This window comes from Lederbergia graminis (assembly GCF_042655485.1).
GTDB classification, from domain to species: Bacteria; Bacillota; Bacilli; order Bacillales; family Bacillaceae_C; genus Lederbergia; species Lederbergia graminis.
Window position 1 is genome coordinate 404,680 of sequence record NZ_JBHSMC010000014.1, and the last position, 16,849, is coordinate 421,528.

Annotated in this window: 20 protein-coding genes, 1 riboswitch and 2 other annotated features; of the genes, 19 read left to right on the forward strand and 1 reads right to left on the reverse strand. The window is 37.6% G+C overall.

Features of this window, described 5'->3' with window-relative positions; all coding sequences use genetic code 11:
* Nucleotides 1-110: 110 nt before the first annotated feature.
* From ACFPM4_RS12120 to ACFPM4_RS12180, 13 genes are all read left to right on the forward strand, one after another.
* The gene (locus ACFPM4_RS12120; RefSeq protein WP_382351915.1) at nucleotides 111-1,019 is read left to right on the forward strand and encodes a TIGR01777 family oxidoreductase; all 909 of its coding nucleotides are present in this window, start codon (nucleotides 111-113) and stop codon (nucleotides 1,017-1,019) included.
* 54 nt (nucleotides 1,020-1,073) lie between these two features.
* Complete coding sequence (locus ACFPM4_RS12125) at nucleotides 1,074-1,394, forward strand: nucleotidyltransferase family protein (protein WP_382351918.1); 321 nt, start codon at nucleotides 1,074-1,076, stop codon at nucleotides 1,392-1,394.
* On the forward strand, nucleotides 1,370-1,771 hold the full coding sequence (locus ACFPM4_RS12130; RefSeq protein WP_382351921.1) for an HI0074 family nucleotidyltransferase substrate-binding subunit: 402 nt from the start codon (nucleotides 1,370-1,372) through the stop codon (nucleotides 1,769-1,771). The genes ACFPM4_RS12125 and ACFPM4_RS12130 overlap by 25 nt, the downstream gene beginning before the upstream one ends.
* Before the next feature lie 53 nt (nucleotides 1,772-1,824).
* A riboswitch (TPP riboswitch) is annotated at nucleotides 1,825-1,934 on the forward strand.
* A gap of 100 nt (nucleotides 1,935-2,034) precedes the next feature.
* Nucleotides 2,035-3,027, forward strand: a complete 993-nt coding sequence (locus tag ACFPM4_RS12135; protein ID WP_144925420.1) for an ABC transporter substrate-binding protein — start codon at nucleotides 2,035-2,037, stop codon at nucleotides 3,025-3,027.
* 3 nt (nucleotides 3,028-3,030) lie between these two features.
* The gene (locus ACFPM4_RS12140; RefSeq protein ID WP_382351925.1) at nucleotides 3,031-3,801 is read left to right on the forward strand and encodes an ABC transporter permease; all 771 of its coding nucleotides are present in this window, start codon (nucleotides 3,031-3,033) and stop codon (nucleotides 3,799-3,801) included.
* 5 nt (nucleotides 3,802-3,806) lie between these two features.
* The gene (locus ACFPM4_RS12145) at nucleotides 3,807-4,565 is read left to right on the forward strand and encodes an ABC transporter ATP-binding protein (protein ID WP_382352098.1); all 759 of its coding nucleotides are present in this window, start codon (nucleotides 3,807-3,809) and stop codon (nucleotides 4,563-4,565) included.
* Nucleotides 4,558-5,334 (forward strand): TatD family hydrolase, encoded by a 777-nt coding sequence (locus tag ACFPM4_RS12150; protein WP_382351928.1) that lies wholly within the window; start codon nucleotides 4,558-4,560, stop codon nucleotides 5,332-5,334. The genes ACFPM4_RS12145 and ACFPM4_RS12150 overlap by 8 nt, the downstream gene beginning before the upstream one ends.
* Before the next feature lie 160 nt (nucleotides 5,335-5,494).
* Nucleotides 5,495-5,752, forward strand: coding sequence for a hypothetical protein (locus ACFPM4_RS12155; RefSeq protein WP_382351931.1), 258 nt, complete (start codon nucleotides 5,495-5,497; stop codon nucleotides 5,750-5,752).
* Nucleotides 5,752-6,138, forward strand: a complete 387-nt coding sequence (locus ACFPM4_RS12160; protein ID WP_382351934.1) for an aspartyl protease family protein — start codon at nucleotides 5,752-5,754, stop codon at nucleotides 6,136-6,138. Before ACFPM4_RS12155 ends, ACFPM4_RS12160 begins: the two co-directional genes overlap by 1 nt.
* 64 nt (nucleotides 6,139-6,202) lie before the next feature.
* Entirely contained in the window at nucleotides 6,203-7,135 is a 933-nt protein-coding gene (locus ACFPM4_RS12165; RefSeq protein ID WP_382351937.1) for an alpha/beta fold hydrolase, read from the forward strand.
* Nucleotides 7,136-7,211: 76 nt separating this feature from the next.
* Entirely contained in the window at nucleotides 7,212-7,586 is a 375-nt protein-coding gene (locus ACFPM4_RS12170; RefSeq protein ID WP_382351940.1) for a hypothetical protein, read from the forward strand.
* 41 nt (nucleotides 7,587-7,627) lie between these two features.
* Nucleotides 7,628-8,083: a GNAT family N-acetyltransferase gene (locus tag ACFPM4_RS12175; protein WP_382351944.1), complete on the forward strand. Its 456-nt coding sequence runs from the start codon at nucleotides 7,628-7,630 to the stop codon at nucleotides 8,081-8,083.
* A 63-nt stretch (nucleotides 8,084-8,146) separates the two neighbouring features.
* Nucleotides 8,147-8,878: a hypothetical protein gene (locus ACFPM4_RS12180; RefSeq protein ID WP_382351947.1), complete on the forward strand. Its 732-nt coding sequence runs from the start codon at nucleotides 8,147-8,149 to the stop codon at nucleotides 8,876-8,878.
* A gap of 608 nt (nucleotides 8,879-9,486) precedes the next feature.
* Here ACFPM4_RS12180 and ACFPM4_RS12185 read toward each other — a convergent pair.
* A complete protein-coding gene (locus tag ACFPM4_RS12185) occupies nucleotides 9,487-10,452 on the reverse strand; it encodes a DMT family transporter (protein ID WP_382352101.1) in 966 nt (321 codons plus the stop codon).
* Between the two features lie 134 nt (nucleotides 10,453-10,586).
* On the opposite strand from ACFPM4_RS12185, the gene ACFPM4_RS12190 reads away from it, so the two are divergent.
* From ACFPM4_RS12190 to trpA, 6 genes are all read left to right on the forward strand, one after another.
* Nucleotides 10,587-11,483, forward strand: coding sequence for a LysR family transcriptional regulator (locus ACFPM4_RS12190; protein WP_144925449.1), 897 nt, complete (start codon nucleotides 10,587-10,589; stop codon nucleotides 11,481-11,483).
* 280 nt (nucleotides 11,484-11,763) lie between these two features.
* Nucleotides 11,764-12,016: a binding site (T-box leader), on the forward strand.
* A 49-nt stretch (nucleotides 12,017-12,065) separates the two neighbouring features.
* Nucleotides 12,066-12,304: a binding site (T-box leader), on the forward strand.
* A gap of 66 nt (nucleotides 12,305-12,370) precedes the next feature.
* Nucleotides 12,371-13,387 (forward strand): anthranilate phosphoribosyltransferase, encoded by a 1,017-nt coding sequence (gene trpD, locus ACFPM4_RS12195; protein ID WP_382351950.1) that lies wholly within the window; start codon nucleotides 12,371-12,373, stop codon nucleotides 13,385-13,387.
* Nucleotides 13,388-14,179: an indole-3-glycerol phosphate synthase TrpC gene (trpC, locus tag ACFPM4_RS12200; protein WP_382351953.1), complete on the forward strand. Its 792-nt coding sequence runs from the start codon at nucleotides 13,388-13,390 to the stop codon at nucleotides 14,177-14,179.
* A complete protein-coding gene (locus ACFPM4_RS12205) occupies nucleotides 14,180-14,830 on the forward strand; it encodes a phosphoribosylanthranilate isomerase (protein WP_382351956.1) in 651 nt (216 codons plus the stop codon).
* Nucleotides 14,802-16,001 carry a tryptophan synthase subunit beta gene (gene trpB / locus ACFPM4_RS12210; RefSeq protein ID WP_144925461.1) on the forward strand — a complete coding sequence of 400 codons (1,200 nt, stop codon included), beginning with the start codon at nucleotides 14,802-14,804 and terminating at the stop codon, nucleotides 15,999-16,001. Before ACFPM4_RS12205 ends, trpB begins: the two co-directional genes overlap by 29 nt.
* Nucleotides 16,001-16,792 carry a tryptophan synthase subunit alpha gene (gene trpA / locus ACFPM4_RS12215; protein WP_144925464.1) on the forward strand — a complete coding sequence of 264 codons (792 nt, stop codon included), beginning with the start codon at nucleotides 16,001-16,003 and terminating at the stop codon, nucleotides 16,790-16,792. The genes trpB and trpA overlap by 1 nt, the downstream gene beginning before the upstream one ends.
* Nucleotides 16,793-16,849: the final 57 nt, after the last annotated feature.

Consider the following 16,849-nt stretch of genomic DNA (forward strand, 5'->3'; position numbering starts at 1 on the left):
CTTAATTGTATTCTATCATTTTTGCTTAGAATATTCTTTCTTTTTTAGATTGTAAAAGATGTATAATGAGTAATAAGAAAAATTTTCCAAACAGGAGAGGGGCTATTCTAATGCATGTTGTCATTGCAGGTGGAAGTGGCTTTATTGGGAAAGCATTACAGGAACGGTTATTAAATGATGGTTATCAAGTAACTATTTTAACAAGAAATCCAGAAAAGGTTACAGAAACAGAGCAGCTCAAAGCTGTTCAGTGGCTAGTTGCGAATAGTGAGCCTGAAAAACAATTACATCAAGTGGATGCGATTGTAAATCTAGCAGGCGAGTCTATTAATGGAGTCAGATGGACAAAATCAAAAAAGCAGAGAATATTAGACAGTCGTATGACAGCAACACGAGAAATCATTCGAATTATTAGTGCATTAGAAGTTAAGCCACAAGTACTTGTAAACGGTTCAGCTGTTGGATTTTACGGAATGTCTGATACGGAAATTTTTACTGAGCAATCGACAAGTGATGCAACTGATTTCCTTGCAACCGTAGTGAAAATGTGGGAAGCAGAAGCAATGCATGCCGAACAATATGGAGTTCGTACGGTGTTTGCTCGTTTTGGAGTCGTGCTTGGGAAGGAAGAAGGAGCTTTACCATTAATGGTTCTCCCTTACAAAATGGGAGTCGGTGGAACAATAGGTTCAGGGAAACAATGGTTATCATGGATTCATGTTGTAGACGCAGCTGGTTTACTCCATTTCGCAATCGAAAACCCAGAAATAATTGGTGCGATAAATGTCACCGCTCCTGAACCAGCAAAAATGCGTGAATTCGGTAAAACAATTGGAAGAGTACTGCGTCGCCCACATTGGCTACCAGTCCCGAGTTTTGCGATGAAGGCATTACTTGGTGAAATGAGCGATATGCTCTTACGTGGGCAATGTGCGATACCAGAACAAGCAATGCTCAATAAATACGAATATCAATATCCGCAATTAGAAAAGGCGTTGGAAAATATACTGAAAGACTGAATTAACAAGGAACTGACAATACTTATATAGTAATTTCTAATAGGAGGTAGAGTGATGGATGATAAAGAGTTACGTAAAAGTATATTACAGCAATTAAATCACATCCTTACGGAAGCATTAGTTGATTATAATGTAAGGATCTACCTATTTGGCTCATGGGCACGTAATGAAGAAAAGCAGAGCTCTGATATTGATATTGCTATTGAATCTCTTGAGGAAATTCCTGTAGAAAGTTGGATAAAATTAATAGATAAAGTAAAAGAATCGACTATTCCATATAATGTGGATGTTGTAAATTTGAAAGAAGCTAGTTCTAGCCTTATCCAAAATGTACATAAGGAGGGGATCTTATGGAAAGACTTCAAGAACGGATAAATACTGCGAAAAATGCTTTAACGGCCTTTGGAGAGCTTGTTGTGATTGACCAGCCGAATGCGATTGAGCGTGATGCTTGTATTCAGAGATTTGAATTCACTTTTGAAGCCTGTTGGAAAGCAGGTAAGCAATATTTGTATGATATAGAAGGTATTGATGTAGGTTCTCCTAAAAGTGTCATTCGTAGTTTTCGGGAAATAAATCTTTTTAGTGTGGAAGAAGCCATTGTAGGACTGAAAATGGTGAATGATCGAAATCTGACTGTCCATACTTACAATGAAGAAATAGCCATCCAAATTCATTCCAATTTGAAAGCATATTATAACTTGTTAGATATTTGGATGGAAAGAATGAAAAAGGAAAGTCTTAGAAATTAAAAAAACTAGACACACTCTCTTAATCTGCTATACTAAAGATGAAAATTACATCATGTGGAATGTGGGGGGACCGGTAGTGCCGGTTGAGATAGCATCCGTTAGGTGCTGACCCTTAGAACCTGCTCTGGCTCATACCAGCGAAGGGAACATCAAATCATTTAAAGTTAATGAGTGTTCTTTTTGATGCCCAGGTTCATAACCTATGGGCATCTTTTTCGTTTTCAAGCGGTTCTCTTTCCAAAAATAATGGAGGGAAAAAGAGGATGAAGAAGTGGTTATTTAGTTTAGTAGCTTTACTATTGCTAGCAGGTTGTGGTGCTGAAGATAGTAAAAGCAAAAATGAAGATGGTTTAACAGAGGTTACAATGGTGCTCGATTGGACACCAAATACGAACCATACAGGTTTATATGTAGCCCAAGAAAAAGGATATTTTAAAGATGAAGGTTTAGAAGTTGAAATTATGATGCCAGGTGAGACTGGTGCTGATCAGCTAGTTGCTGCTGGAAGAGCGGATTTTGGTATTAGTGCACAAGAGGCTATTACAGAAGCACGTGTACAGGATGTACCAATCGTATCTATTGGTGCAATTATTCAACATAATACGTCTGGATTTGCCTCTCCAGTGGAAAAGAATATCACATCTCCAAAAGATTTTGAAGGTAAAACATATGGCGGTTGGGGTGCTCCTGTCGAGGAGGCAGTAATTTCTTCCTTAATGGAAGGAGAAAATGCTGATATTAACAAACTAGATATTGTAAATATGGGGAATACTGATTTCTTCACTGCGGTAAAACGCGATATCGACTTTGCTTGGATTTATTATGCATGGACAGGTATCGAAGCGGAAATCCGTGGTGATGATTTAAATATGATGTACTTAACGGACTTCTCTGATCAACTGGACTACTACACACCAGTTATTTCTACGAATGAAAGCATGATTAACAAAAATCCGGACACGGTAAAAGCTTTTATGGCAGCTGTAACAAAAGGATATCAATTTGCGATTGAAAATCCAGATGAAGCTGCGGACATTTTAGTAAAAGCTGTACCTGACTTAGATGCAGAGCTTGTGAAAAAATCACAACAGTGGCTTGCTACTCGTTATCAAGACGATGCTCCTCGTTGGGGAGAGCAAAAAGAAGAAATTTGGGAAAACTATATGAACTGGATGTTTGATAGAGATCTTTTAGAAGAAAAAATTGATGTTAAGAAAGCATTCACGAATGAATTTTTACCTAAGCAAGGGGAATAAAAAATGGTAAAACTATTGGGAACGCTATGGAGGAAAGGATGGAGACCAGCATTGGTTCTCCTCCTTTTACTTACTATATGGCAGGTTACTGTAAAAGTAGCGGATGTACCAACATGGTTATTACCTGCTCCTTCTGTCATTGTATTGGAGGGCTGGAGTAACTTTGGAAACTTTACACATCATCTCCAATCCACAATCGGACTTGCATTAACAGGTTTTGTGATTGGGTGTTCTGTCGGGCTGCTCGTAGCAATTCTCTTACATCTGTTACCTGGAGTACGAGAGGCTGTATATCCACTGTTAATTTTATCGCAAAATGTCCCAATCATAGTTTTGGCTCCACTCCTTGTGATTTGGTTTGGATTTGGGGTACTACCAAAAATTATCATTATTACATTAGTTTGTTTTTTCCCGATTACAATAGCCGCTCTTGGTGGGTTTAAAAATACACCGCCAGAAATGAAACATTACATGTTAATGGCTGGTGCTAATAAGCTACAATTATTTTCGAAATTAGAATGGCCTAATTCTTTACCTGCTTTATTTTCAGGTTTAAAGATTGCTGCTACTTATAGTGTAATGGGAGCAGTTATCTCAGAATGGCTTGGAGCAAAGCAAGGGATAGGTGTGTATATGACACTGGCAAGTTCTTCGTTTAGAACAGATCGCGTATTTGTGGCGATTTTTATCGTGATGATTTTGAGTCTCCTATTCTTTGGGGTCATCACATTATTTGAAAAGCTGTTAATTAAAGGCAGAAGGAAGGGGGATTGAGTTGGATGGGCGCATTAGAAGTGAAGGAGCTATCGAAAAGCTTTGATGGACGTGAAATATTAAAGGATATTAGCCTCCATGTCGAAGAGGGAGAATTTGTAACTATTCTCGGACCATCCGGAAGTGGAAAAAGTACATTGTTTCAACTGATCGGAGGGTTGTTGAATCCAGATCATGGGGCGATTTCACTTGATGATGATAACATTACGGGAAAACGTGGATTTATTAGTTACATGCCCCAACAACCGGCGCTCCTACCTTGGAGAACAGTATTGGATAATGTCATACTAGGGCAAGAGCTCCATGGAACAAAGGATAAAGTGAAGGCGAAGGAAATGATTCAAAAAGCAGGACTAGGTGGTTATGAACAAGCATTTCCAGAAGAGTTATCTGGAGGTATGAAACAGAGGGTAGCCTTTATTCGTGCTTTATTAAGTCCACAATCACTCATCTGCCTGGATGAGCCATTTTCTGCGTTGGATGATTTCACGCGCCAAGAAATGCATGAATGGCTTCTATCTATTTGGTCTCAATATAAAAGAACTATACTGTTCGTTACCCATAATATTGATGAAGCTCTCTTCCTTTCTGATCGAATACTTGTGTTTTCAAGCAATCCAGCACAAATTGCGAATGAGTTTGTTATTCCTTTTTCTCGTCCACGAAAGCAGGAGTTGTTACTTACAGAGGAGTTCCTTAAATGGAAAAGAAAAATAAGCTCCACAATTGTGCAAAATGGGTTAGGTGGAGAAAGTGATGAATAACATAATCGATGCCCATATTCACTTGGATCTTTATAAGGAAAAGGAAATCGAGCATATCATGGAGAGCTTGGAGAGTGCGCGCTGTACAGATCTCGTATCTGTTTCCTTTCATTTGGAATCATGCCGAAAAAATCTTGAGTTAGCAAAAATCTATCCTCAAGTGAAACCTGCATTTGGTTTTCATCCTGAACAGGAATTGTTGACGGATCATGAGGCAGCAGATTTGTTTCAGTGGATGGAAGCCAACCTTGATAAAATGGTAGCTGTAGGTGAAGTTGGCCTCCCTTATTATTCACGAATAGAAAGTGAAGGTGCCTTTTCTTTAGAAGGGTACACAGAACTATTAGACGCCTTTCTAAGATTTGCTAAAAAGTGGGATAAACCGGTCGTACTTCATGCAGTGTATGACGATGCACCGATAGTATGTAATCTATTAGAAAAGCATTCTATTAAAAATGCGCACTTCCATTGGTTTAAAGGCGATAATAAAACAATCGAGCGGATGATTCAAAACGGGTACCATATTTCGATTACCCCAGATGTTATGTACGAGGAAGAAATTCAGCGTCTTGTCGCACGATATCCACTACAACAAATGATGGTGGAAACGGATGGACCTTGGCAATTCGAAAGTGAATTTGCAGAGAAAATAACACAACCTAACATGATTCATCGATCCGTTGGAAGAATCGCTGAGATAAAACAACTAGATGTGCACAAGGTTTACGAGATACTTTATCGAAATACGAAGGGATTTTATCAACTATAAAAGTAATACCTTTAATATATTCCATATATTTGACTGACAAACCAATGATTTTGATTGGTTTGTCTTTTTTTAAGGCAATAATATTTTACCATGGGATTTGACAGGGGAATGAACAAAAGTACATGTTATAATAATAAGTAGTATTGTGGAGGTGACTCAATTGAAGTGGGAAGATGTGTGTAAAGCATTTCCGAGACAGTGGGTTTTAATAGAAGCACTTCGAGCACATACGAATGAACAAAGTGAGCGTATTTTAGAAGACATTGCACCGTTGAAAAAGTTTTCTAACTCCCCAGATGCAATGAGAGCCTATAAAGAAATTCATCAAGAAGAGCCTAATAGGGAATTATATGTTCTTCATACTAGCCGTAAACATCCCAATATCATAGAGAAAAAATGGGTTGGTGTTAGGCGATAGTGAAAAAATTACTAATTGAAAATGGCTTATTACTGGCCGATATGGAACTATCGTTTAACGGAAAAACACTTCATTTGCAACGTGTATTAGTAGATACAGGATCGGGTAGTACAGTTATTTCATCAGACCTAGCAGAATCAATAGGGATTGTCGCAGAAGAAAATGACATGATATATCGTATTACTGGAGTTGGTGGATCAGAGTTTGTATATTCAAAAAAGGTGGACACCGTAAGAGTTGGGGATATGGAAGCTGAGGAGTTTATATTGGAAATAGGTGCAATGAATTATGGTTTCGATTTAGATGGAATCATTGGCTTGGATTTATTACAACAGTTGAAGGCAATTATAAATATAGATCAGTTATTATTAGAGTCAAATAGCTAATGGTGGGTATAAATATACTTGCCATTTTTTATTATATAAAGAGATATAATGAAGATGAAAAGTTGTGAAAGTTATTAGAAAATATAGCCTACTGGGGGGGAGTGCCATTTCTACATTTTTAAATATTAATAATAAGAGACTAGAGATACATACAATCGGTAATACAGGAAGACCTGTCATTATTGTTACTGGAATGGGTTGTTCGTTTTATGAATGGATAAATGTTGCTGAATCCATTGCTCCAACGAATAGAGTTATCCTGTTTCATCGCCCTGGACTTGGTTTGAGTGAGATTGTTTCTGAGGTCCGCAATACACAGGCTGTAGTTACCGAATTAAATGAGATTATTCGAAAACTTAATCTAGCAGAACCTGTCATTTTAGTAGGCCATTCATATGGAGGATTATGTGTACAGCATTTTGCCAAAGAATATCCTGAAATGGTAGCTGGAATCGTATTAGTAGATTCAACTTCAGTAGATTTGCAGGAATTAGATGACTTACACTTACCTACGTTAGATGAAGAAGATACAGATGAACTTTGGATGCAAAAATGTCAGACCTATTCTCTAATGGATCAGCGAGAATTAGAAAAAATTTTAAAACCTACTCTTACTGACAAACAAAAACTGCTCCCTGCTCATATACAACAACGCATATTAGATTTTCAAGTGAATCCTTCCATGTATAAAGCGATGTATTCTGAAATCAAACATTGGAAGCAGGATGCTGAAGTAATAAAGAGTTTAGGCGAGTTCCCAGAGATACCTCTTATTGTTATTGGCCGCGATAAAGATTACAACATTACATTAGGAATGAAAGAAGGTCTTCCTGAATCTGAAATACGGATATTAGAAGAGAAGTGGGAAGAACTCATCGTCCAGCAAGCACAGCTAAATAAAAGTAGTGAATTGATATTTGCATCAGAGGCAAGTCACGCTATATATATGGATAGACCAGATGTGGTAGTAAGGGCGATAAAAAGGTTGGAACAATAAGTGAGTAATTATATTAGCGCTAAACAGGTAACATTTTTTAAAAAATATCGTCAAAATACAAAAGGGGGGATGTATTTTGAAGAAGGTAATATTTATTATCTGTATTTCATTGGTATTGATTGTCGGTTGTAATAAACCAAATGTTACTACTTGGACTGAAGCGCAAGGAATTGCAAATGATATGGTCGAGAATGATGAAAATGCAAATATATTTATGTTCAATGACCGTGTATACGAGTTATATTCATCCGACGTTCATGATACGAGTATAGAAAAAATTGGTGAAATACAAAATGTATATTCACCTGGCGATACATTTCAAAATGGTACGGCAACGAAGCTCCCGATCGATGCAAGGATTTATAGTACATCAATAGAAAGTAATAGTGATTTTTTACTTGTGAAAATAGATGGTAAATGGTTTGAATATAAATCTGTTCCACAAGGTTAGTTATCGCTTATTTACTTACTTGATTTCAAGGGTGTGAATAAATGAAGATAATTTCCGTAAAAGAACATCCTGAATATATGGATGTAGCCATTCAGTATTTTCAAAGTAAATGGGCAAATGAGCAAAGTATGATGGTATATGAAGATTGTATAAAACATTGTACAGACCTTTCCAAACCTTTGCCACAATGGTTTTTGTTAATAGATGGTGACAATATAATTGGTTGTGCAGGTCTTATTACAAATGACTTTATTAGCCGCATGGATTTATATCCGTGGTTCTGTTCTTTATATATTGAAGAGGATTACAGAGGAAATGCATATGGAACTATCCTATTGGAAGAAGGAAAGAAAACAGCTAAAGAAGGCGGCTTTAACTATATGTACCTCTGTACCGATCATATTGGTTACTATGAGAAATATGGATTTGAATATATTGGTATCGGTTATCACCCATGGGGAGAGAGCTCGCGAATTTATCGGATAGATTTGCATTGAGTGTTTTGTATGTAGGAGTGCATAAGAGCAAGTATTTGGGAACACTAAGATGAGGTGTTTCTAATGAAAGCATATATCAGTTTTATATTAGGAATCCTTCTATTAATTTCTCCAACTTTTGCAGGTGCAGAGATGGAAGGATATGAAATTGTTAGTAGATTTAATGAAGAGAAAATAACGCTGTATGGTAAGAAAATGGGTGGTATGTATAGAGGATTTAAGGTTGATTTTAAAGGCGGAATTTATACAAGACCTTTTTGGAATAGTGTAACGACCCAAGCTTTCTTACCAAAAATTTTCTATTTAGATATCAATGAGGACCAAAAGAAAGAACTAATAATAACTTTAACGACAGGGCATGGAACGGGTTTATTGTTAGAAGAAGTACATGTCTTCAATACGCTGGATGATCACCTTTTAGGTAACGAAGTGATTGTAGATAACCCTTTGGCTATCATTCACAAAAATGTGAAAACAAATCTAACAAAGGATCATGCGGAGATTCGAGTTAGAGATAAACAGTATAAAATTAATATTGCTCCTTTAGATATTGATTCGAAAAACTTATTTAAGGATATAATTTTTGAAAACATTATTGATTATGAAGTAATGAATAATCAGTTAATGGTCAGTGTAAGTGGGCAAATAGCTCCTGCAAGTTTTATTGGAGATATAATTATTACGTATGAATACCGTGATAACATGTATCAAGCGAAGACAATTGATTTTATAGCAGATATGAAGAAAAATCCTTTTTATGGTCCTGTGACAAGCAGTGATTATCGCGTGAAATAAATCCCTCAAAAGTACAAATCGTTAAATAAGGTAACTATTTACTCGAAATAGTTACCATCAGCGTGATAATTTTTGAGAAAGGTAACTATTCGGTCGGAATAGTTACCTTAAATGTGGAAATATATGAGTGAGGGTTCTATTCGGCCAGAATAGTTACCTTAAACGTAGAAATATATGAGTGAGGGTTCTATTCGGGATGAATAGATCCCTTAAACGTGAAAATCTGTGAATGAGGTATCTATTCGGGATGAATAGATCCCTTAAACGTGAAAATCTGTGAATGAGGTATCTATTCGCTTGGAATAAGACCCGAAAAAAGGAGAATCTTCAATCTAGGTACCTATTCGCTCTGAATAGATCCCTAAAACGTGAAAATCTATGAATGAGGTATCTATTCGCTTGGAATAAGACCCGAAAAAAGGAAAAGCTTCAATCTAGGTACCTATTCGCTCGGAATAAGTCCCATAAAAAAGAAAATCTCCATTCTAGGTAACTATTCAATCAAAAGAACCAAATAGGCACATATCTCAAATCAAGGGAACTATTCAACCGCAAAAAAAAAGCACCGTTAAATACGGTGCTTTTAGTATTAATACGATAAAGCAGTGTTACGCTGTTTGTAATTCGGAGCGTGTGTCTTTATACGCTTTTTCTTTTGCTTTTCTTCGTTGGAAAATATTATTGAGTAACAACGCTGCAATTACAAGTAATATACCGACGATATCATATACAGTCAGAGCATGACCTTGAATAAATGTCACAACTACTGTTGTAATTGGAACAAAGTTGATAAACAGTAGTGCGTTAACTGGTTTCAATATACTAACTCCGACATTCCAGCCGAGAAGTGCAATTAAACCAGGGAAAATGATCATAAATGCTAGATCGAACTTAACAGCATCGATTGTAGCTAACGTAGGTACTTCGATCACACCGAACATTGTAGTTACAAGTACGACAATAGTTGCTGTTACAGTTCCATATAAACATGTAAGTGTGGAATATCTTAATACCGACCATCCACTGAAACGACTGCCACCCATTGTATATAAAACCCAGCCTACAACAGATGCAAAAAGTGCTATAAAGGGAATTAATTGACTCTTCATACTTAGCAAGCTTGAAAAATCACCTTTTGTGATGACTAAAAGCACACCAATAAAAGCAATACCTATACTTAGCATGTTGTAGCCTTTTGGTCGAATCCCGCTAATCACCCATAGAATAAGTACAGAAATCATTGGCATCAGCGATTCCATAATCGAAGCTAATAAAACTCCTGAATCTCCCATTTTATCCTGACCCCAGAATATAAATAAATTATATATAGTAAAGGCCATTGTTCCGAAGAACCATAGTGCGATTCCTTTTCCTTCTGTACGAAATGCTTTCTTACCTTCTTTGAACCACAACATAATGACAAGAATGATCGCTACAGGTATGTAACGGAAAATTGTGAAATAAAATGGTTCAATATATTGAAAGGAATGATTCGCTACAGGAAACATCGCTCCCCACGATATACTAGCGATTAAGCATAAAAATGCTCCATATAAAATACTGTTTTTCAAGATGCTTCCCTCCCCAGAACTTACCATGAATATATATATTTAACATCACATTTGATATCGTGTAAAATGATTATAAGAGATGGTATGCATCAGAAAAAATGATACCAAAGAAATCAGGAATGCTAGGGGTGAAACTGATGGAATTAAAAGATCTATATATCTTCATGAAGGTAGTAGAAACAGGGAATATAAGTAAGGCAGCGAAAGAGTTGAATTATGTACAATCGAATGTAACAGCAAGGATTCATAAACTAGAAGAAGAATTAACAACGCCGCTTTTTCACCGTCATAATCGTGGTATGACTCTTACTCCTGAAGGGAAAACACTCATTCAATACGCGGAAAAGATTTTATCGCAAGTGACAGATATGAAGAAAGCATTCCAAAATGCGGATAAACCAACAGGGAAATTAGAAATTGGGTCGGTGGAAACCGTTATAAAACTCCCATTCATTTTATCTACTTATAATAAAAAATATCAAAATGTGGATTTATCCTTAACAACAGGAGTTACAGAAGAGCTCATAGATGAAGTACTTAATTATCGCTTAGATGGTGCATTTATAACTGCAGGGAATCATAATGTCCACCCAGATTTAGTTCAATATGACGTGTTTGAAGAAGAGTTGGTGCTCGTTTCTGATATGAATCCTGTCTCATTAGAGGAAATAAAAGAAAAGCCATTCCTTGTATTTAGCTCTGGCTGTGGATATCGAGCGAAGTTACAAGAATGGTTACGGGATGAACAAGTAGTTCCATCGAAGTTAATGGAACTGGGTACACTTGAAACGATATTAGGAAGTGTATATTCAGGGTTAGGGGTATCGTATGTCCCTAAGTCAATTGTGGAACATCACCATGCACGGGGACTAATGCAATATCACCGCTTACCTGAGCAATATAGCAAAATAAAAACAGTATTTATTCGTAAAAAGGACGCATTCCTCACATCATCATTAGAAAAATTTATTGAGACAATAGGTGAAATAAGATCGGTGCAAGGGACAACATTTCCGTTTTTTTTGAGAGAGTAATTTGAAGGGAATTACGGATATGGTACGAAAATATATATGAGTAAGAACGTATAATGATGGTAGGATAACATAAAATCAATTATGAACGTGGGGCTGTTGCCTTAATTGGTTGCGTTGTGTTTGAGATTGTTTAGGAATATTTTTTGGAAAAGTAGCGGCAGGAACAATAATTGGAGTCGGTACTGGATTCGTTATAATGTCCTTTTTTAAACAATAAAAATATCCCTTGACAATCAGAAATCAAAAAGGTAAGATGATAAATAATTCAAACATATTCATAATTCAGGCGTTGATGAAGGGTAGTAGCTATTTTGTAGCACTGTAGAGAGTCAGTGGTTGGTGAGAACTGATGTGCAGAAATAGTGAATGGGCTTCTGAGCCTCCAAGCTGAACTTTGCTATATGCAAACAGTAGGATTTGGCGCATATGTCTTGGCGATACAAAAGACGGGCATTAAGCAAAAATGCTTGTTGCCGACTAAGTGAGCTTATTTTAGCTAATAAAGGTGGTACCACGGGTTCCTCGTCCTTTGGATGAGGGCCCTTTTTGTATTTTTTTAACTATTAATATAATGATTATATATGTAAATTGATGATTAAGAGTAGTACGCAAATTCACGACGTGACAGAGAGCTGGTGATGGTGGAAATCCAGTACGGCGACTTTGCGGAATGGACTTATGAGAGATTTCCTGAAACAAAAGTAGGGAAATCCGGCTTCCACCGTTAATAGGAGTGAATATCGGGCAGTTGGCCTGTTATTCATAGAGATGAGGATTCATTTCCTCAATTGAGGTGGCACCGCGGACTTTTCGCCCTCTGTAAATGTGAAGCATGCATTTACAGGGGGCTTTTTCTATTTTAAAAAATAAGGAGAGGAGAATATATGATGAAACAATACTTACAAAAATTAATGAACGGTGAAAATTTAACGATGGAGGAAATGACAGAGGCTTCACGCTTACTATTTGACGGAAAAGTGACGGAAAGTGAAGCAGGTGCTTTCTTAGGGTTATTGTCATTGAAAGGAGAAACAGCGGATGAAATTACTGGCTTAGTCCAGGCGATACGTGAAAAATCTCCTGCAATTTTTACAGTAGAAGGAAGTGTGATCGATAACTGTGGAACTGGTGGCGACCGTTCTGGAAGTTTCAATATTAGTACGACATCAGCGTTTGTAATTGCTGGTGCCGGAATTACAGTTGCAAAGCATGGAAATCGTAGTGTTTCCAGCAAAACGGGTAGTGCAGATGTTCTCGAACACCTTGGTGTTTCACTGGATAATAGCCCGGAAAGAACAGCTGAATTATTGCAAGAAAATGGCATTGCCTTCTTATTTGCACCGAATGTACATCCTGCAATGAAAGCAGTGATGAAGGTTAGAAAGGACTTAGGTGTACCGACAATTTTTAATTTAATTGGACCACTAACAAATCCTGTAAATCTGGATACACAGATGTTAGGAATTTACCGACGTGATAAAATACAATTAATGGGCGAAGTATTAAAGAAATTAGGTAGAAAGCGTGCAGTGATTATTAATGGATCTGGCTTCCTTGATGAAGGAACATTATCTGGGGATAACCACCTTGTCATCTTAGAAGACGGAAATTTAAAAACAATCACACTTCATCCATCAGAAGTTGGATTGCCGACTTATTCGAATGAAGAAATTCTTGGTGGCGATTCTGAACGAAATGCAAATATTATGATGAGTGTTTTAAGAGGCGATGAAGGCCCGTTCCGTGATACAGTCTTATTAAACGCAGGAATCGGAATTTATGCGAATGGAAAAGTATCTACGATTAAAGAAGGTATTGAATTGGCGAAAGAGAGTATTGATTCTGGTGCAGCTTTAGCGAAATTACAATTCTTAGTTGAACAAAGTAAGCAAGGAGTGGTATAAGTGGCAACAATATTAGATAAAATCATTGCTCAAAAAGAAATAGAGGTCCGTGAGCTGAAAGCAATTTACAGTTCACATCAAGCAACACCATTGAAAGAACGCCCATCATTATATGAAACATTTACGAGTGCGGACAAATTAAATATTATCGCTGAGGTAAAACGCGCTTCACCATCTAAAGGGATTATAAATGACGGGGTGGATCCTATTTTACAAGCGAAGAGCTACGAGGAAGCTGGAGCGGGAGCTATTTCTGTATTAACAGATCAAAAGTTTTTCAAAGGCTCTATGGCAGATCTTTCAGCGGTAGCGAACGCAGTGAATGTTCCTCTCCTCTGCAAGGACTTTATGATTGATGAGGTACAAATTGATGTAGCCAAAGATCATGGAGCTAGTGTCATTTTGCTAATTGCAGCGGCACTTCCAGAAGCGAGATTACGCGAGCTTTACCAATATGCAAGATCATTAAATTTAGATGTATTATTTGAAGTTCATAATGAAGAAGAGGCAGAAGTAGCACTTAGAATTGGTGCGCGAATTGTCGGCATTAATAATCGTGATTTGAAAACATTCCACGTAGATCTAGGTGTAACAGAACGGGTTGCTGAAATGCTAAAAGACGAAAATATCCTTTTAGTGAGTGAGAGTGGAATTAAGACGAAGCAAGATGTAGAGTTTGTTGAAGCTGCTGGAGCAAAAGCAATCCTTGTTGGTGAAACATTAATGCTTGCAGATGATATTGCAGCAACTATTCATGATTTCCGTGTTCCATTTCGAAAGGTGTTGAAATAGGTGCAAGTTAAAATATGCGGCATTATGTCGGAAGAAGCGGCACTAGCTGCATGTGAAGCAGGTGCCGATGTCATTGGATTTGTTTTTGCGGAAAGTAGACGAAAAATCTCACCCGAACGAGCAGCGGAATTAAGAAGGCTTTTTCCTAACAATGTGAAGGCTGCAGGAGTATTTGTAAATGAAACGTTAGAGAATATTAAGCACATTGCAGAAGTTGCAAATCTCGATTATATCCAATTACATGGGGATGAAACACCGGAATTTTGTGCAAGTGTTCCATACAAAGTGGTAAAAGCTTTCTCGATACGAACGAAAGCAGATTTAGATAGATTGTTAGATTATGATAATCATGTAGATTATTTCTTACTTGATAGTCCTGGTACTGATTTCCGAGGGGGCAGTGGTATTCCTTTTGATTGGGATTTATTACGAGACCTTCCAATTGAACGAAGTAAATTTATTCTTGCAGGTGGATTACATGCAGGAAATGTGCAAACGGCAATTAAACAGGTACAACCAATAATGGTAGATGTATCAAGTGGTGTCGAAACAAACGGAGTAAAGGACTTAGAGAAAATAAGAGCTTTTATAAAAAATGCAAAATTAGAGGAGAGTACAAAAAATGGCAACTTACACATCACCAGATCATAAAGGCCGTTACGGAAATTTCGGTGGCCGCTTTGTTCCAGAAACATTAATGACAGCCGTCTTGGAATTAGAACAAGAATATGAAAAAGCAATTGCAGACCCAGCATTTGCGCAAGAGATGGAAAAATATTTAAAACAATATATTGGTCGCGAAACACCTCTTTATTTTGCAGAAAACTTAACGAGAGTATTAGGTGGGCCAAAAGTATATTTGAAACGTGAAGACCTAAATCATACTGGTGCACACAAAATTAATAATACGATTGGGCAAGCGTTGTTAACGAAAAGAATGGGTAAAAACAAGGTTGTTGCGGAAACAGGTGCGGGTCAACATGGTGTTGCAACAGCGACTGTTTGTGCATTACTTGGCTTAGAATGTATTGTTTTTATGGGAGAAGAAGACATCCGACGTCAGCAACTAAATGTATTCCGTATGGAGTTGCTTGGTGCTGAAGTCCGTGGTGTTTCACAAGGGAGCGGTACATTAAAAGATGCGGTTAATGAGGCGCTTCGTTATTGGGTGGCAAATGTGGAAGACACTCATTATATTCTAGGCTCTGTTGTTGGTCCACATCCATTCCCAAGAATTGTTCGTGATTTCCAAAGTGTCATTGGGAATGAAACGAAACAACAAATGTTAGATCAAGAAGGGAAGCTTCCTGATGCGGTTGTTGCCTGTATTGGTGGCGGTAGTAACGCAGCAGGAATGTTCTATCCGTTTATTGAAGATGAAGATGTGAAGATTTATGGGGTAGAAGCTGCAGGATCTGGAATTGAGACAGGAAAACATGCAGCAGTATTGACGGATGGAAAAGCAGGAGTGCTACATGGTACATTAACGTACTTGCTACAAGATGAAGCAGGTCAAATCCAAAGTGCACATTCTATTTCCGCTGGACTGGATTATCCAGGAGTGGGACCAGAACATGCTCATTTAAAAGATATTGGTCGTGTAACGTATACGTCGGTTACAGATTCTGAAGCATTAGAGGCATTTCAATTCTTATCGAAAACAGAAGGAATTATTCCGGCACTAGAGAGTTCACATGCCGTTGCATATGCAATGAAGCTAGCAAAAGAAATGAAAGAAACAGAAACGCTCGTCATTTGTTTATCTGGTAGAGGCGATAAAGATGTAGATGCAGTGAGAGAAGCAATTGGAGGCGGGAAGTAATGGGGAAAGAACGTATAGATGCAGCTTTTGCAAAAGTGTTAGAAAAAGGGGATAAAGCATTTGTTCCATATATTATGGCTGGTGATGGTGGACTAGAAAACTTAAGGGAACAGGTACAGTTTCTAGAAGATAGTGGAGCCACTGTTGTTGAACTAGGTATTCCTTTCTCTGATCCCGTTGCAGATGGACCAGTGATACAAGAGGCTGGATTACGTGCACTGGCAAATGGTACGACATTAGATGGCGTATTGCAAAATTTGTCCGAGTGGAAAGAATCCCGTTCGATTCCAATTGTGCTCATGACATACTTCAATTTAATATTTTCATATGGAATTGAGCATTTTGCAGCTCGTTGTGTAGAAGTAGGTGTAGACGGACTTATCATCCCAGACATGCCTATGGAGGAAGAGGATATGGTCACTCCTACATTTAGTGAGCATGGACTCGCATTAATTCGTCTCGTCTCACCAACTAGTCCAAAAAGCCGAATTGAAAAAATTGCTGGCAGTACGGAAGGATTTCTTTACGCAGTAACGGTAAAAGGAACTACTGGAGCACGAAGCAAATATGAGGAAGGATTATCCGACTATTTGCAAGACCTAAAACAATTTTCAAGCGCCCCTGTGTTAGCAGGATTCGGAGTCTCCTCACCAGAACAGGTTCGTGAGTTAAGTAGCTATTGTGATGGCGTCATTGTTGGTAGTAAAATTGTTGAATTACTAGCTTCTGGAAAGAGACAAGAAATAAGCGAAATTATTCAAGCTGCAAAGGTTAGTGAAACAATTATTTAATCAATCTTCGTATTCTTAATGTTTTTGTCATGTTAGGAACTTCATAATTGGGGTAAA

Coding starts and splice junctions, on each gene's coding strand:
- ACFPM4_RS12130 (WP_382351921.1), top strand. CDS start 1,370: ATGGAAAGACTTCAAGAACGGATAAATACTGCGAAAAATGCTTTAACG.
- trpD (WP_382351950.1), top strand. CDS start 12,371: ATGAAACAATACTTACAAAAATTAATGAACGGTGAAAATTTAACGATG.
- ACFPM4_RS12120 (WP_382351915.1), top strand. CDS start 111: ATGCATGTTGTCATTGCAGGTGGAAGTGGCTTTATTGGGAAAGCATTA.
- ACFPM4_RS12125 (WP_382351918.1), top strand. CDS start 1,074: ATGGATGATAAAGAGTTACGTAAAAGTATATTACAGCAATTAAATCAC.
- ACFPM4_RS12180 (WP_382351947.1), top strand. CDS start 8,147: ATGAAAGCATATATCAGTTTTATATTAGGAATCCTTCTATTAATTTCT.
- ACFPM4_RS12190 (WP_144925449.1), top strand. CDS start 10,587: ATGGAATTAAAAGATCTATATATCTTCATGAAGGTAGTAGAAACAGGG.
- ACFPM4_RS12135 (WP_144925420.1), top strand. CDS start 2,035: ATGAAGAAGTGGTTATTTAGTTTAGTAGCTTTACTATTGCTAGCAGGT.
- ACFPM4_RS12175 (WP_382351944.1), top strand. CDS start 7,628: ATGAAGATAATTTCCGTAAAAGAACATCCTGAATATATGGATGTAGCC.
- trpA (WP_144925464.1), top strand. CDS start 16,001: ATGGGGAAAGAACGTATAGATGCAGCTTTTGCAAAAGTGTTAGAAAAA.
- ACFPM4_RS12145 (WP_382352098.1), top strand. CDS start 3,807: ATGGGCGCATTAGAAGTGAAGGAGCTATCGAAAAGCTTTGATGGACGT.
- ACFPM4_RS12150 (WP_382351928.1), top strand. CDS start 4,558: ATGAATAACATAATCGATGCCCATATTCACTTGGATCTTTATAAGGAA.
- ACFPM4_RS12140 (WP_382351925.1), top strand. CDS start 3,031: ATGGTAAAACTATTGGGAACGCTATGGAGGAAAGGATGGAGACCAGCA.
- trpB (WP_144925461.1), top strand. CDS start 14,802: ATGGCAACTTACACATCACCAGATCATAAAGGCCGTTACGGAAATTTC.